10 protein-coding genes are annotated in these 13,891 nt (G+C 45.4%); 4 read left to right on the top strand and 6 right to left on the bottom strand.

Features of this window, described 5'->3' with window-relative positions; translation table 11 throughout:
- Nucleotides 1-119 precede the first annotated feature (119 nt).
- The 3 genes from RH85_RS21685 to RH85_RS21695 are packed head-to-tail and all read left to right on the top strand — an operon-like array spanning nt 120 to nt 8,218.
- Complete coding sequence (locus RH85_RS21685; protein ID WP_241210443.1) at nt 120-5,519, top strand: response regulator; 5,400 nt, start codon at nt 120-122, stop codon at nt 5,517-5,519.
- Nucleotides 5,520-5,571: 52 nt separating this feature from the next.
- Nucleotides 5,572-6,693 carry a response regulator gene (locus RH85_RS21690; RefSeq protein ID WP_006714866.1) on the top strand — a complete coding sequence of 374 codons (1,122 nt, stop codon included), beginning with the start codon at nt 5,572-5,574 and terminating at the stop codon, nt 6,691-6,693.
- 1 nt (nt 6,694) lies between these two features.
- On the top strand, nt 6,695-8,218 hold the full coding sequence (locus RH85_RS21695) for a hybrid sensor histidine kinase/response regulator (protein ID WP_006714867.1): 1,524 nt from the start codon (nt 6,695-6,697) through the stop codon (nt 8,216-8,218).
- 29 nt (nt 8,219-8,247) lie between these two features.
- Here RH85_RS21695 and RH85_RS21700 read toward each other — a convergent pair whose 3' ends face one another.
- The 6 genes from RH85_RS21700 to RH85_RS21725 form a co-directional block, all read right to left on the bottom strand.
- The gene (locus RH85_RS21700) at nt 8,248-8,559 is read right to left on the bottom strand and encodes a hypothetical protein (RefSeq protein ID WP_006714868.1); all 312 of its coding nucleotides are present in this window, start codon (nt 8,557-8,559) and stop codon (nt 8,248-8,250) included.
- A 35-nt stretch (nt 8,560-8,594) separates the two neighbouring features.
- A complete protein-coding gene (locus RH85_RS21705) occupies nt 8,595-9,152 on the bottom strand; it encodes a hypothetical protein (protein WP_006714869.1) in 558 nt (185 codons plus the stop codon).
- 247 nt (nt 9,153-9,399) lie between these two features.
- Complete coding sequence (def, locus tag RH85_RS21710; RefSeq protein WP_006714870.1) at nt 9,400-9,903, bottom strand: peptide deformylase; 504 nt, start codon at nt 9,901-9,903, stop codon at nt 9,400-9,402.
- Nucleotides 9,904-10,099: 196 nt separating this feature from the next.
- Entirely contained in the window at nt 10,100-10,759 is a 660-nt protein-coding gene (locus RH85_RS21715) for a tetratricopeptide repeat protein (RefSeq protein WP_006714871.1), read from the bottom strand.
- Nucleotides 10,760-10,907: 148 nt separating this feature from the next.
- A complete protein-coding gene (locus RH85_RS21720) occupies nt 10,908-11,408 on the bottom strand; it encodes an opioid growth factor receptor-related protein (RefSeq protein WP_006714872.1) in 501 nt (166 codons plus the stop codon).
- 178 nt (nt 11,409-11,586) lie between these two features.
- On the bottom strand, nt 11,587-13,203 hold the full coding sequence (locus tag RH85_RS21725) for an NAD(P)/FAD-dependent oxidoreductase (RefSeq protein ID WP_006714873.1): 1,617 nt from the start codon (nt 13,201-13,203) through the stop codon (nt 11,587-11,589).
- A 240-nt stretch (nt 13,204-13,443) separates the two neighbouring features.
- Here RH85_RS21725 and fdxA point away from each other — a divergent pair, with 240 nt between their 5' ends.
- On the top strand, nt 13,444-13,767 hold the full coding sequence (gene fdxA, locus RH85_RS21730; RefSeq protein ID WP_006714874.1) for a ferredoxin FdxA: 324 nt from the start codon (nt 13,444-13,446) through the stop codon (nt 13,765-13,767).
- Nucleotides 13,768-13,891 lie beyond the last annotated feature (124 nt).

Here is a 13,891-nt window from a genome sequence, read left to right on the forward strand (position 1 = left end):
GAAAACTAATCAGGCCAATAACTTGCCGAATGTTGAAGGCTATTCTACGTTAATTCTATCGTAGTATATGCAAGGACATGCAAATGATAAAGTTTAGGTTATGTTTGGTGAGGCAATTGTTGCCCAAATCTATAAGTCAATTGTGTGCCATTGCTTTACTCTCTTTTCTCACCACCTTTTCATTTTTTGCTGCCGCAAATTTAGATGGCTTTCCTCCCTCTTTGCAGGGGCAATTAACCGAAGCTCAAGCCAAAAACATTGCTGTGGAACTCAAATATCTCGATGAAGTGTTGACGTCATCGGTGTTGAGTTACGCTTTTTCTGGTGATGAAAAATGGCTCGATCGCTATTTAGATAACGAACCACGTTTAAACGAATTGATTAATGCCCTATTGGCAAGTCAATCCCCCCCTGATCTGATGTTGGTTGAGCGTATGGAAAGCGCTCATTTTGAGTTGGCGGTACTCGACATGCAGGCGATCGATCTAGTCAAGCTGGATCAACGCCGCGAGGCGATGGATTTGATCAATCAGGAGCAATATCACCGTTATAAAAATCAATACATGGAGTCGCTAGTCAAACTTGCTGAGCGGATTGAACAGCGAGCGGCTGACACTAGGGCGGCAAGCAAAGTCTCTTTAAGTGATAACGAGCGCCAATGGGTCAATGATAGTGTGGTTCGAGTTGGGGTGGAATCCTGGCCACCAATGCTTTACCAAGATGACAACGGAAACCTAGCGGGACTCTCTGGGGAAATCGTTAATCAGATTGTGGAGAAAACGGGTCTAAAAATTGAACTTGTAGAGGGGGAGTGGAGCGAGTTATTAGCGCAATTCAAACAAGGTGACATTGACCTGCTGCCACATGCTTATAAAAATGATCAACGTTTGCAATATGGCCAATTTACAACCCCCTATTTTTTGGTTCGCGAGCTCTTTTTCGTTAAGGATCAAGATGAGCAGTTTCGCGTTGCGTCTGATTTAGCTAATGCAACGGTTGCCATCTCGGCGGGCTATACCACGATTGATAAAGTTAAAAATCTCTATCCTAAGATCCAAGTGTTGCAAACCTCGGGTATTGATGAGGCGATCCGTGCGGTGTTAGATGGTCGCGCGGATGCAGTTTTGGACGCTGAAACAGTGATTCAAAATTGGTTAGTACAGAACCAAGTTTCCGGACTGCATTCCATCAATGAAGATGTGGTCACGCCTTCGTCATTGCATTTATGGTCCAACAATCAGACACCACTGTTGGGCTCCGTGCTGCAAAAAGGCTTAGATGCATTACAACTACGCGATCTGATGTTGACCAAGAATGATTGGAATCAGCAACAGCAGTTATCTGCGTTTAGCGATACCAGTTCCTTCAATATCAACAAATCCTTACAGTACGTTATCGTTGCCGTTGTCGTATTACTGTTATTGCTCATGGTGATGATTTCAAGGGTATTTAAGGCCAGTGATAAAGAGTTAGCACAAAAATTCAGTAGCACCGGTTTTAAACGATCTATTATCGTGGTTCAAATTGGTTTGTGTGTCGCCTTGATCGCCACGGCATTGAATGTCACTCGCTATGCAGAACGACAAAGTATAGAAATTATTAACGATAGTCTCTCAACATTGCTGGCTTCTGCCCATAAACGTATTGTTGGTTGGGTTGGGATAGAGCTAGAAAGCCTGAGTCAACTTGGACACAATCCGCAACTCGTCGCGATGACAGAAGAGTTACTCAAGGTGTCTCCGACACCACAAGCATTGAAAAATTCACCGCTGCAACAGCAAATCAGGCAATTTATCGAAGGGCGAACGGGAATATCAGGCTCGTTCGGTTTCTTTATCATCTCGCCTGACATGATCAGCCTTTCCTCCCGTCGTGATACTAATATTGGCACGACCAATCTTATCCAGCTCAAGCGTCCTGATTTGATGCAGCAAGTGATGGATGGCAAGGGCGTTTTTGTTCCGCCAATTAAATCTGATGTCACGCTTAATGCGGGAAACAACGAGCGTAATCCACCAACCATGTTTTTTGCTGTGCCGATTGTCGATTCATCGGGTGAGGTCATTGCCGTATTGACCAAACGTATCGATTTTGAAGGCGTCTTCTCCTCAGTATTGTCCGCTGGGTTTATTGGTCAAACGGGTGAAACGTACGCGCTAGATCGCTCCGGGTTACTGCTATCCAATGTACGCTTTGAAGAACAACTGAAACAAATTGGTTTATTAGGAGCGGATCAGCGTTCATCACTTAATTTGCGTATAGCCAATCCGGGTTTCGATATATCACAGCGTCAAGTAGAGCCTGATGCCCGTTGGCCGTTGACTTACATGGCGAACAAAATTAGTGAGCGGCAGTCGGGGCGTAATCTCAGTGGTTATAGTGATTATCGCGGTGTCTCAGTTGTCGGAAGTTGGGTATGGGATGAAACGCTCAACTTAGGGATTGCTGCGGAAATGGACAGTGGCGAAGCGTTTGCATTGCTGCGTACCTTTAAGATGACCGTGTGGTCAATATTGGCTGTTGCCTTGATTTTGATGATGGGTACGAGTTTGTTTACTCTGCGCCTAGGTACGCGAGCGACTCGCGCATTGGCACGCTCTCAAGCGGAACTTGAAACACAAGTTGCCGAACGAACTTCCGAGCTGAAAATTAATGCTGAGCGTACCCGTACCATTATAGACAATGCGTCTGATGGCATTATTGTGGTGAACAGCCACGGTACATTAGTCGAATTTAGTCCAGCAGCCGAAACCATTTTTGGTTATCAAGCGAAAGAAGTGTTGATAGAGGCAACGCAAATTGAAACCTTAATGTCGCAACCATACCATCAAGTTTATCTTGAGCACTTAAGCGAAGAGGATGCCGACAGTAACCTGGTGATGGAGTTTACCGGTTATCGAAAAAATGGAGAGCAAATCGATCTCGAAATTGCCATTAGCGAAGCCACGCTTGCGGGTGAACAATTATTTACTGGGATTGTACGTGATGCCACAGAACGTAAAGAGGCAGAACGAGAACTGATGCTCGCCAAGCAAAAAGCGGAGGAAGCTACGCAAGCGAAGAGCGATTTTCTGGCCAATATGAGCCATGAAATCCGGACGCCAATGAATGCCATTATTGGTATGAGCTATCTCGCGATGCAAACTCAGCTTAATAAGAAGCAAGCGGATTATGTCAATAAGATCCAAACATCGGCGGAATCGCTGTTAGGCATCATTAATGACATCCTTGATTTTTCCAAAATTGAAGCGGGTAAGCTGGATTTAGAGCAGACCGAGTTCGATCTCGAAAGCACCATCGACAACTTGGTTCAAGTGGTCTCACAACGTACACAAGAGAAAGATCTTGAGCTGTTGGTTGATCTTGACCCGCAACTGCCAACGCATCTAATCGGTGACCCTCTCCGTTTAGGGCAAATATTGCTTAACCTTGCCAACAACGCGATTAAATTTACCGACCGGGGTGAAATCATTGTCAAAGCGGAGTTAATCGAGCTTGGTGATGACATCGTTGAAGCGCGTTTTTCGGTCAGCGATACCGGAATTGGTATGACTCAAGAACAAATGGCGCGCTTGTTCCAGTCGTTTAGCCAGGCGGATGCCTCGACCACCCGAAAATATGGTGGTACTGGATTGGGGCTTACTATCAGTAAAACACTGTCAGAAATGATGAATGGCTCGATTTGGGTAGAAAGTGAAAGTGGTCAAGGCAGTACCTTCTTCTTTACCGCTCAATTTGGCATCTCTAGCGAGTATCCACAGCAACAGGTGTTACCACCGCAAAGCATGCAAGGTGTGTCGGTACTTATCGTTGACGATAGTGTCGCGGCACGTGAGATTCTATTTAGCCTTTGCGATAGTTTGAATTTTACTGCCGATGTCGCTTGTTCTGGAGCGGAAGCATTAGAGAAAATTCAGACTGCAGAACAAAACCAACAAAAATTTGATGTCATTCTTTCCGATTGGAAAATGCCAAAAATGGATGGCATTGAGTTAGGTCGACAAATTGAAGCCTTGCAAGAAAGGGGAGAGATCGCGGCTGCGCCTCATTTTGTGATGGTTACGGCCTACGATAAAGATGAAATGTTGGCTCAAAGGCAAGAGGTCGACATTGCTGCGTCGATGACCAAACCCGTCAGCTCTTCAACGTTGCTTGATACCGTATCAAGGGTGATGACCAAAGAAGGCATAGCCAGTAAAACCAAAGCGGGCAATAAATTGGATACCTCAATCGCCAATGGAATTGCTGGCGCGCGCGTGTTGCTGGTGGAAGACAATGCCATCAACCAAGAAATTGCAACTGAGTTGCTGCATATGGTTGGTGTGGAAGTGACAGCAGCCAATAACGGCCAAGAAGCGGTGGATTTGGTTGAAGCACAATCGTTCGATTTGGTGCTTATGGATATTCAAATGCCGGTGATGGATGGCTATCAAGCGACGCAGGCGATTCGTAATACTGGCCGGTTTGATGACTTGCCGATCATCGCGATGACGGCCAATGCCATGTCGGGTGATAAAGAGAAATGTCTCGCGGCGGGTATGAATGATCATCTACCTAAGCCCATCAATCCAAATCAAGTTTTCCAAGCGTTGGTGGACTGGATTGAACCGACTGGAAAATCGGTGTCGCTCACGATGGAGCCGGAAGCTGACACGACATTCACCATTGATGGTTTTGACACCGAAAGTGCACTAGCGCGAATGGGTGGCAATATCAAAGCGTATAAAAAGACCTTAGCCAACGTAGCGCAGAGTGAAGCGGATGTGGCGCAAAGAGTAGAAGCGGCGATAGAGCAGCAGCAAATCAATAGTGCTGTTATCGCAGTACACTCGCTCAAAGGGATTGCCGGTAATATCGGAGCGAATTATCTACGCGAGCCTGCTGAGCGCTTAGAGCATGCGCTGGCGAAGCAAAAAGAACAATCGCGCTGCGAGCTTGGCGACGAGGAGCGACAGATGCTTGATGAGGTCGCGCGGCTGGTGGAGAAAATGATCCTCTCGATAGAGCAAGCCTTAGCGGCGAGTGACTCAAACGACAGTGCTGGCTCTGCAGGAAGTGTGATCGATAAAGATCGTTTTAGAACGCTCTCTTATCAATTGCAGCAGCAGTTGGATGACTTTGACAGCGCAGCTGTGGATACCTTTGATGAAATCCTTGAAAGCATGGGCGGCGCGCTAGATAAAGGGCTAGCCAATCAAATATCAACGGCGATTGCTAACTACGATTTCGACGCGGCTTTGCCTTTACTTGCCGAGTTGATAGCAAGTATTGAACTCGCTGGTGGCGCGGTTTCAGCGACGCAGCCGGTTGAAGCGAATCTTAGTGAGTGGTTGCAAACCATGGAGCAGAAGATCGATCTGTTTGATTCTACGGTGATCGACTATCTGGATGAGGCGCTTGAGGCCAATATAGAAGATTGGCTCAAAGAGCGGCTTCAGCAACTGCGTGAACCACTAAGCAGTTATGATTTTGATACCGGGGCGCAAATGATTGAGCAGCTTAAGCAGGAAATGAGCTAAGCGACGAGTGTATTGAGCGAGAAATGAACGCATAGAAAAGAGAGATGCGAGTATGGATACAAACAATAGAGCGATCATATTGGCCGTGGATGACACGCCAATTAATATTGAGGTCGTCAAAGGTGTGTTGGCTGAAGAATACTTAGTACAAGCGGCGCTTAGCGCCTCAATGGCAATGAAAATTATCGACAAGCGCAAACCAGACCTTATTTTGCTTGATGTCATGATGCCTGATGTGGATGGTTACGAAATGTGCCGCCAGCTCAAAGCGTCGCCAGAGACAGCCGATATACCGGTGATTTTTCTCACTGCAAAATCGCAAGAAGAAGATGAAAAAGAAGGGTTGTCTTTGGGGGCCGTTGATTACATTACCAAGCCACTCAGTCCGCCGATCTTAAAGGAAAGAGTGAAAAATCATTTGTTGCTCAAATCGGCCCGAGATCAGTTAGCAAGACAAAATGAAATATTAGAGCAGAAGGTGGCGCAACGGACACGCCAACTTGATGATCTGCAAAATGTGGTGTTGGTCGCGATGGGGGCTCTGGCAGAATCACGCGATCCAGAAACGGGAAATCATATTCGTCGCACACAAAAATATGTGGAAGTGCTAGCGCAGAAATTAGCAAACTATGACAAATATCGTGACTACTTAAAGCCAGAGATTATCGCGGCGATGGCCAAATCTGCGCCGCTGCATGATATCGGCAAAGTTGGGGTTGTTGATAGTATTTTACTTAAGCCAGGCAAGCTGACCGAACAAGAGTTTGAAGAGATGAAACGTCATGCTGCCTATGGCCGTGATGCCGTTGAAGCGGCAGAAGGCTCGTTAGGTTTTGCTGACAACTTTCTCGTTTTTGCCAAAGAGATTACTTATTCTCATCATGAAAAATGGGATGGAAGTGGTTATCCTGAAGGCTTAGTGGGTGAGGATATCCCTTTGTCTGCTCGCATCATGGCGCTTGCGGATGTGTATGATGCATTGATCTCGGAACGGGTTTATAAACCCGCATTTAGCCATGAAAAAGCCCTACAAATTATTCTAGAAAACAAAGGTTCACACTTTGAACCTTTGTTGGTTGATGCTTTTATCGAACACGCGGAATGCTTCCGTGATATTGCTGAAACCTATAAAGATACGTCTACCAATATTACTTTGCTGCATGGAGGCGCTTAGTATGGATTCTTTTAAGCGTATAGCTTATGACTCTCCTTATAAGGGGATGTCAGTTCTTATCGTTGATGATTTTGAAGCGATTACACGAACCTTGTGTAATGCGTTTGAACAACTTGGATTTAAAACCATTTACCAAGCGAGAGATGGTCGCGAGGCGTGGCAGAGCTTAGAGCGTAATTCAGTCGATATTATCGTATCGGATTGGAAAATGCCCAAGATGGATGGATTAGAGCTACTAAAAAAAGTACGTGAATCTAAACATCATCAGAAAACCCCCTTTATTATGCTCACCGGTAATCTTAATCAAAGTGACGTAGTTCAAGCCATTGAAGCGGGCGTTTCCGAATATCTTGTTAAGCCTTTTTCTAAAGTGACGTTAAGCGAAAGGGTGCACAAAGCATTTGTTTCGCCTATCCGCAGTCATGCATCGCGCCGCTCTAATGATAGTGAAATACAGCTGGATGCGGAGGTGAAACGGACCATTTTGGTGGTGGACGATGAGCCTTCGAACTTACAAGTGCTTGGCGAGTTGTTAAAACCCATTTATAAAATAAAAGCCTGCCGAAGTGGCGCGCAAGCAATTGATATTTGTGCAAAAGCAGATAAACCGGATCTGATTCTACTCGATATTATGATGCCTGAAATGGATGGGTTAGAGGTGTGTAAAGCGCTTAAATCTGATCCCGTAACAGAGTTTATCCCGATTATCTTTGTATCGGCACTATCGCAAACCGACGATGTGGTAAAGGGATTGAAGCTTGGCGCTCTCGACTACATCATGAAGCCGGTGATCCCCGAGATTGTGCTTGCGCGAGTGGAAACGCATATCAATGCCGTGATTCAACGTGAAAAGCTGATTAAGCAAGTCGACCAGTTAATCGAATCCTCTCGAGATCAAGACCAAGCGGATCAAACCTTTTTCCACGATCTACGCAATCCATTGACGGCGATCCAAACCACATTGAGCCAGTTAAAAAGCGATGATAACGATGTACAAGTCGTGAAAGACAACACCGCGATGCTGGCACAAATGATCGATAACTACCGTTTGCTGAAACAACTGGAGCGAGGGGAATACTCAAAACCGCTAACATCCGTCACGGCACAAAGTGCGATACAACAAGTCGTGGAGAACTATCAAGCGAAAGCAGAGCAAAAGCAATTGCGCTTTAGCGTTGATGTGGACCCTGCATTGCGTTATTTAGGCGATGAACTGCTTAGCTACACCATGCTTTGTAATCTGTTTTCAAACGCGATCGAGGCAGCCCCTAAGGAATCAGCGATTACGATTCAAGCCAGCCCGATTGAGCAACAGATCTTGATGACGATACACAATGACGGCGAAGTACCGGAAGAGATTCGTCCGCAATTTTTCGACAAATTTACCACATCGGGTAAGTCGGGAGGTTCGGGAATTGGTGCTTACTCAGCAAAACTTTGTGCACAAGCGCAACAAGGGGAGATTAAACTCGAAGATGCCGGAGAAGGCACGACGATAAGTTTGCACATGCAAGCGAAAGAGTAACAACGGTTTTAGGCCGCCCTCGCCAGTGGTTACTCTACCGTGATTTGCTGAGCGAGCGGTCTACTGATGAAATTATATTGCTTAAAGCATTCGGCCGCTTGCAAGAACGAATTATAGGCTGCTTCGAACGTTTCGCTGGTAGCATTGGCAATCTCATCAGCAGCTTGATTAAGTTGGCACTCCGCTGTAATTCTCTCCAATTGTTCTTGTGACACCGGTTGGCCATTTTTCTCATACCATATAACGGGTGCTAAATTGTATTCAGTTTGAGCCCAAGTGGTACTGCTTAATAAGCAGGCCGAGAGTATTAGGTTGCGAGCTAAAGGTATCACGCATTTCATTGTCAGCTATCCTTCCACAGTTAATGGTGCACGTTTTAGCTCAGTAGGCTCGAGCGCTGTGACCAATCCCAAAGACAAGCCCAAGTAAAAAAGAGACAGCTCAGTGCCCACAAGACTTTCTCTGCGATGTCATATAGGTATTCGTTGTCCCGTTTGTCGTAATGATCAACAACAGTCACCAGTAGCGCCAGCGCTAAACAAAAGCAGGCGGCGAATACAGCCAAGACGGGCTCGCCTGCAAAAGTGATGCCTTCAGTGCGCTTGCCGGGAATGTAAATTTCACCATTAATCAGCCCATAGCTGGCGTAGGTGATGAGCAGTGTCGCCATTCCGGCCCATAAATTGCGCATTTGTCGCGGTATTTCATTGGCAACATAAACCGGCACTTTTTTGCTGAATTCGTATTGGCCATGACGCTTATTGAGATAAGATTTTTTGATCAGCAGACGCATGATCAGGGCTTCTTCATCTGCGCTATAGTAGCCAGTATTTAGCTTGGCAAAAAGCTTCTGCCCGAGTGCTGGCGTGATCTCTTCTTTACCAGCGTAAAGAACTTTGCGTTGTTCAAAGTAAAAATGCAGTTTACTTAACATATGATGAAGTACTGAGCTAAAGCGATGAGGGATTCAATTTGAGCAGCCAACATCGTAAAAATGGTAACGACAACCGAGGAATATGCCGAATATTAGGCCGCTACCATACAATAAGTTAGGTTGAAGAACTTTGGCTAGCGTCATGATTTTCAACAGCATTGTTGATATGAGGATGGAAACTAAGCGAGAGGGAAATAATAGCGACGTAACGTTAAAGGCTAGCCGTCGCTATCGATCAATGTTTTGATTATGCAGTTTGCTTTAAGTGCTTTTTCACTTTCTTCAGCGCCATATTACGCTTTAATGGTGAAAGGTAGTCGATGAAAAGGTTACCAGCGAGGTGATCAATTTCATGTTGCAGAGCAATCGCTAAAAATTCATCATTTTCGATAGTGACAGGGTTACCTTGGCGATCGAGTGCGCTAACAACCACAGACGTGTAGCGTTCAACATCAGCATAATATTCAGGGACTGACAGGCAACCTTCTTGGCCCATGGCTTTATCAGAACCACTGACAATCTCAGGGTTGATCAAAATTAGAGGGTCATTGCGTTCATCAGAAAGATCGATAATGATGATGGCCTCTTTGCTACCCACTTGAGTTGCCGCCAAGCCAATACCGTTATCCGTTGCATAAAGGGTGTCCAACATATCATCAATCAGAGTCTGAACTGATTCAATGTCGCTCACTTTCGTTGCTGGGATTTTAAGTCTTGGATCTGGAGCGGTGAGAATGTCTAAAACGGCCATAGTTACCTTCTAATTTTATTGGTCATGCTTAATGTTGTTGCAATGATGCTGCGATTTAAAATTTGAGCTCATCTTAAATAGCGGGCGACATTATATACCTAAGTCGACAAGAGATGCTTGGTTACGTGACAATTAATTAAGCCTCGGTAGCTCAAGCGCTAGGGTGTTTCCCTTTGATACCATTAAGCTGAGAGCATTAGTGGTAAACGTGGTTTGCGAGTACCTGTTGGCAGTGATTAATATATTCATGAGCTTCAGGTTGATATTGTTCGCTATCTTCCATGATCATCACTTGTTGGAATATCTCGATAGCGGCTTGGAATAGGCTACCACCTTGAGCAAAGTTATCGCCATTCCACGCAATTTCACCGTTATCCATTAAGGTTCTTGCTTTGTAGAAAAAATGCTTAGCACTTGGGTCTTCACCGATCACTCGATCTAAGATTTCAATCGCGTAGGCATTGACGCCTTCACAGCAAATAAGATCGGCGTATAACAGCAAGCAATCAATATTATTCGGCGCAAGGTTTAGCGCAGCCTCAAGCAGCTCCTGCGCGGTGTGATCATCAATATCCAGCGCAAAATACAGGTTCGCCAACTGGTAGTAAGCATCCACTAAGTTCGGGTCAAGTTCGATTGCGTGGTTAAAATCGGCGATGGCTTGGGGAACATCATTTTGTTCGTTGCGGCTATGGTGCATCACCGGCAGCATGTACTCTCCAGCCAGTAAAATTCCTCGTTGATAATAAGCGCTTGCCAAGTTGGGCTGAGATTCAATCTGTGCGTTTAGTTGCTCTAATCTTGTGTCGTCCGGAGAGGTTTTTAACAGATTAAGGAAGTTTTTTAGGCGATTCATGGCATTAGTTGTGATAGATGAATAAGGTCATAGCGGCCGAACTGGCGTTTTAGCGGTTAAATTCGGTGGCGTAGAATAGCATGACTTTAGCGGTTTAACATTGGCAAACGAGATTATTTTATTGAGTAATAACCGTGTAGAGCCTCCGTTATACGTCCAGCGCTTGCAACCAATATTGATGTGTTAATTCAGAAACAGAGGCGTTCTCCTGTGACTGGCTAATCACAAAATGGGCTAAATTTTCTGCAATGGTTTTGTTACCTAACAGAGCAAGGCTACGTATTGCGCGGGTGATTCTCAGTTGATTATGATCTTGATTCTTTAGCCAGACATGGTGCGTGGCACTGAGAGGGTAGGGAGAGCTAATCGTCTCGCCATCACGGGTAAGCCCCCAGAATTCAAGCATTAAATCCAGGGCTCGCAAATGCGCGATGGGTAGCTGTGGATCATTGGCAAATTGTGCGCGGACATCATCGGTCACTAATGGTGCGTGACGGTTGAACTTGGTGCCTTGATCGATCGGAAATAGCACCTGAATGTATTTATGGTCGTGCTCTAACCAAAAATGGTTGTAGGCAAAGAATTGGTCGATATGTCGACCTAAGCTATCGGGTTTGTCACCCAAAATAAAACCAGCGATATCAGTCATGGCAAGCTTCCAGTGAAGAAGTGTCATTCACCGATACATTGATGGGTGAACGATTAAATAATTGATTAAACGTGATTTTACACGCTAAAGCACGAAACGGAATCAATAAAAAAGCCAGTCAACTATCGCTGACTGGCTCAATGTCATTTCTCTGTGGCTAATGCCCAGTTGCTAGTTGCTAGTTGCTAGTTGCGTCAGCAACCATCGCTAGTGCCACTGCTTCTGCGACTTTGATGCCATCAATACCAGCAGAAAGGATGCCGCCAGCATAACCTGCGCCTTCACCCGCTGGGTAGAAGCCTTTTAGGTTAACACTCTGGTAGTCTTTACCACGTTTGATGCACACTGGAGAAGACGTACGAGTTTCAACACCGGTCAGTAGGCCATCTTCAGATGCAAAACCTTTGATTTTCTTATCAAAAGCAGGGATTGCTTCACGAATCGCTTCAATCGCAAAATCAGGCAGTGCTTTTGAAATATCGGTTAGCTTGATGCCCGGTGTGAATGATGGCTCAACACCACCGATTGCACTTGGATCGCGGCCTTTCAGGAAGTCACCGATTTTTTGTGCTGGCGCATCGTAGTTCTCGCCACCTAGCACGTAAGCACCAGATTCAAGTTCACGTTGCAGGCGGATACCCGCAAGCGCATCACCTGGGTAATCACGTTCAGGGTCGATACCCACCACGATAGCGCTGTTTGCGTTACGCTCAGCACGAGAGTATTGGCTCATACCGTTAGTCACAACACGGCCTTCTTCTGATGTTGCCGCAACCACAGTACCACCTGGACACATACAGAAGCTGTAAACAGTGCGGCCATTTTTACAGTGATGAACCAATTTGTAATCGGCAGCGCCAAGGATTGGGTGACCAGCATTTTTACCAAAACGTGCTTCATCAATCATTGATTGCTTGTGTTCAATACGGAAGCCAACAGAGAATGGTTTTGCTTCCATGTACACGCCGCGCTCGTTCAACATTTCAAACGTATCACGCGCAGAGTGGCCAACAGATAGAACCACATAGCGAGATTTGATTTCTTCACCATTTGAAAGTGTTACGCCAGTGATTTGGCCATCTTCCATATGGATATCATCAACACGGGTGCTAAAACGAATTTCGCCGCCTAGCTCGATGATGGTTGCACGCATTTTTTCAATCATTGTCACCAGTTTGAACGTACCGATGTGTGGCTTGCTCACGTACATGATTTCTTCAGGAGCACCAGCTGCAACAAATTCAGTAGTCACTTTACGGCCGTAGAAGTTTGGATCTTTGATTTGGCTGTAAAGTTTGCCATCAGAGAATGTACCAGCGCCGCCTTCACCAAACTGCACGTTTGATTCTGTGTTTAGGGTGCGCTTACGCCAGAAGCCAAACGTATCTTTGGTACGTTCACGAACTTCTTTACCACGTTCAACGATGATTGGGTTAAAGCCCATTTGCGCTAGGATTAGGCCAGCAAAAAGACCACATGGACCAAAACCGATAACCACAGGGCGTTCAGTTTGGTTTGCTGGCGCTTGAGTGACAAATTTATAATCCATATCAGGCGTTTCTTTTACGTGTGGATCGCTAATGAACGCTTCTAACATTTCAGCTTGGTTTGCCACTTCAACATCTAGGGTGTAAATCAGTTGGATGTTGGCTTTTTTACGAGCATCGTAGCCACGTTTAAACAGATTAAAAGAAAGAACTTGGTCAGCTGCGATGCCAAGTTTTTTAGTAATGGCGTCTAAGATCGCGCCTTCCTCGTGGTTTAGAGGCAGTTTAATTTCAGTTAAACGTATCATAGTGATATCTCGGTACTTATGTTGCTGTAGGTGTCTTAGCCAGTGTCTGTCTCTCAGGTGTTGAGGATCGTCTACTCGCTCACAATGGCGCGCATTTTACGAGAAATTGATTTGTCTGTCATACTAAATCAGGGAGAGGAGAGCATTTTGGCTAATATTAACCGTGCATAATGTTGAATTTTGATTTGGGACGAGTATTATCCCCATCTTATTTTTTACCTAATTTAAGAGTTGATTGTCATGGCGTTTGTCGTAACGGATAACTGTATCCAATGTAAATACACTGACTGTGTCGCGGTATGTCCAGCAGATGCCTTCCATGAAGGGCCAAACTTTATGGTGATCAACCCGATTGAGTGTATAGATTGCGGCCTTTGTGTCGATGAGTGTGCCGCGCAAGCCATCTTTCAAGAAGATGAACTGAGCGACGATCAACAAGTGTTCATCGAGCTCAATGCAGAACTGGCTGAAATCTGGCCGGTACAAACTGAAGTTAAGCCTGCAATGGATGATGCAGAGCAATGGAATGGCGTGCCAAACAAACTCGACAAGTTAGAGCGTTAAGACCTGATTAGGCTGTGTTTACCGCTTGTTTACTGCCATAGTACAGAAGCAACAACGAGCATAGAAGTAATAACCAGCGCATCAGCAGTAACACCAATATTTAGAATAAAAAAAAAGCGTAACG

The organism is Vibrio ichthyoenteri ATCC 700023, from assembly GCF_000222605.1.
GTDB lineage: Bacteria > Pseudomonadota > Gammaproteobacteria > Enterobacterales > Vibrionaceae > Vibrio > Vibrio ichthyoenteri.

Bases quoted from the DNA above. Each gene is read 5' to 3' on its own strand.
- RH85_RS21700 (WP_006714868.1), bottom strand. From the start codon at position 8,559: ATGAAATGCGTGATACCTTTAGCTCGCAACCTAATACTCTCGGCCTGC.
- RH85_RS21725 (WP_006714873.1), bottom strand. From the start codon at position 13,203: ATGATACGTTTAACTGAAATTAAACTGCCTCTAAACCACGAGGAAGGC.
- fdxA (WP_006714874.1), top strand. From the start codon at position 13,444: ATGGCGTTTGTCGTAACGGATAACTGTATCCAATGTAAATACACTGAC.
- RH85_RS21690 (WP_006714866.1), top strand. From the start codon at position 5,572: ATGGATACAAACAATAGAGCGATCATATTGGCCGTGGATGACACGCCA.
- RH85_RS21715 (WP_006714871.1), bottom strand. From the start codon at position 10,759: ATGAATCGCCTAAAAAACTTCCTTAATCTGTTAAAAACCTCTCCGGAC.
- def (WP_006714870.1), bottom strand. From the start codon at position 9,903: ATGGCCGTTTTAGACATTCTCACCGCTCCAGATCCAAGACTTAAAATC.
- RH85_RS21720 (WP_006714872.1), bottom strand. From the start codon at position 11,408: ATGACTGATATCGCTGGTTTTATTTTGGGTGACAAACCCGATAGCTTA.
- RH85_RS21705 (WP_006714869.1), bottom strand. From the start codon at position 9,152: ATGTTAAGTAAACTGCATTTTTACTTTGAACAACGCAAAGTTCTTTAC.
- RH85_RS21695 (WP_006714867.1), top strand. From the start codon at position 6,695: ATGGATTCTTTTAAGCGTATAGCTTATGACTCTCCTTATAAGGGGATG.